Annotated in this window: 2 protein-coding genes; one reads left to right on the top strand and one right to left on the bottom strand. The window is 56.4% G+C overall.

Annotated features, from left to right (window positions below; all coding sequences use genetic code 11):
- Positions 1 to 6: 6 nt before the first annotated feature.
- Positions 7 to 399 carry a winged helix-turn-helix transcriptional regulator gene (locus tag FN633_RS11965; RefSeq protein WP_154057852.1) on the bottom strand — a complete coding sequence of 131 codons (393 nt, stop codon included), beginning with the start codon at positions 397 to 399 and terminating at the stop codon, positions 7 to 9.
- 111 nt (positions 400 to 510) lie between these two features.
- On the opposite strand from FN633_RS11965, the gene FN633_RS11960 reads away from it, so the two are divergent.
- On the top strand, positions 511 to 1,560 hold the full coding sequence (locus tag FN633_RS11960) for an NAD(P)-dependent alcohol dehydrogenase (RefSeq protein ID WP_154057851.1): 1,050 nt from the start codon (positions 511 to 513) through the stop codon (positions 1,558 to 1,560).
- Positions 1,561 to 1,709: the final 149 nt, after the last annotated feature.

The raw sequence follows: 1,709 nt of genomic DNA, 5'->3' as shown, positions 1-1,709 counted from the left end.
TACGGCCTAATCCGCCCCCTTCTCTGCCCCTACATACCTCTTCTCCATCTCATCCAGCGCCGCCTGGTTCTCCAGCCCCCACTGGTACATCTGCTCTATCGGCTCGGCAAAGGTCTTGCCCAACGACGTCAGGCGGTAATCCACCTTTGGTGGAATGACGTCATAGACATGCCGGGTGATAAGGCCGCGCTGCTCCAGTTCTTTCAGGGTTTGAAACAGCATCTTCTTGGAGATGCCTTCCAGGCTGCGCTGTAGTTCCCCGGTACGGGCGCGCTCGCCGGGCCAGTGGTAGAGCGCATGCAGCACCATCGTGCTCCATTTGACGGAGAAGAGATCCATCAGGCGTCGCGGGGGTGAATCCGCAAAGAACATCAGCTTACCGTCTACCCATGCAGGCATAATTCACTCTCCGGCTTATGGTCACCATTTGGTGACTACTATCAATATCGAACCAACTTAATTAAAGTCTGCCGCCTTCCTTGAATAAAAGCACCCTATTTCCGAGGCACGATGAAAATTAATGCATTAGTCGCGACGGACGCGGCACAACCTCTCTCCAGCAGCCAGATTGCGCTGCGCCCGCTGCAACAGCAGGACGTGAAGATTGAGATCCTCTACTGTGGCGTCTGCCACTCCGATCTACATATGGCGCGTAACGAGTGGGCAGTAAGCCGCTATCCGCTGGTGCCGGGCCATGAGATCGTCGGCCGCATCGTCGAGACCGGGGCGGCAGTCGATAAGCTTAAAGCGGGTGATATCGTCGGCGTCGGCGTGATGGTTGACTCCTGTCGGGAGTGCCACTTCTGCAAGCAGCAGGAAGAGCAATACTGCGAGGCGGGCTTCACGGCAACCTATAACGGCATTGATAAATATACCGGAGAGAGCACCTGGGGTGGCTACGCGCAGAACGTGGTGGTCGATCAGGACTTCGTGGTGTCCGTGCCGCAGCACCTGCCGTTGGCAGGCGTAGCACCGATGCTCTGCGCGGGCGTGACGGTCTGGTCTCCGCTGCGTCACTACAACGTTCAGGCGGGCACGCGCGTTGGCGTGGTGGGTCTTGGTGGTCTGGGCCACATGGCCGTTAAGCTGGCAAGCGCGCTGGGTGCGGAAGTGACCCTGTTTACCACCTCGCCGGAAAAAGGCGAGGATGCTCGCCGTCTGGGGGCACGTCATGTCGTGGTCTCCCGCGATGCGGAGCAGATGACGGCAGCCCAAACTACGCTGGATCTGATCATCGACTGCGTGGCTGCACCGCACGATCTCGATCCCTACCTGGCTACCCTCAAAACCAACGGTCGTCTGGTACTGGTGGGCATTCCCGACCGTCCGCACCTGTCACCTAACATCACGCCGATGGTGTTCCGCCGTCTGAGCATCAGCGGCTCGTCGATCGGCAGCATCAAAGAGACCCAGGAGATGCTGGATTTCTGCGGTAAGCACAATATTACTGCCGATGTTGAGATGATTGCCGGTGAGGATATCGAACAGGCCTTTGCACGTATGCTGAAAGGTGACGTGAAGTACCGGTTTGTGATCGATATGCAGCGAACGCGCTGGTAAATATTATCCCGGCATTTGGGAAAACAGGATGTGCTAATGGGAGTCTGTTGTAAGCATTGACAACGGACCTTCTTGTTGTAATAATTTACAACACGCATGGAGAGCGATTAAAGGCCAGCAAAACTGTATAAGAAGTTTACGCGTTATCT

It is taken from the genome of Pseudescherichia vulneris (genome assembly GCF_902164725.1).
Classification (GTDB): Bacteria; Pseudomonadota; Gammaproteobacteria; order Enterobacterales; family Enterobacteriaceae; genus Pseudescherichia; species Pseudescherichia vulneris.
This window is presented reverse-complemented; position numbering and strand designations above follow the sequence as displayed.

Bases quoted from the DNA above. Each gene is read 5' to 3' on its own strand.
- FN633_RS11965 (WP_154057852.1), bottom strand. From the start codon at position 399: ATGCCTGCATGGGTAGACGGTAAGCTGATGTTCTTTGCGGATTCACCC.
- FN633_RS11960 (WP_154057851.1), top strand. From the start codon at position 511: ATGAAAATTAATGCATTAGTCGCGACGGACGCGGCACAACCTCTCTCC.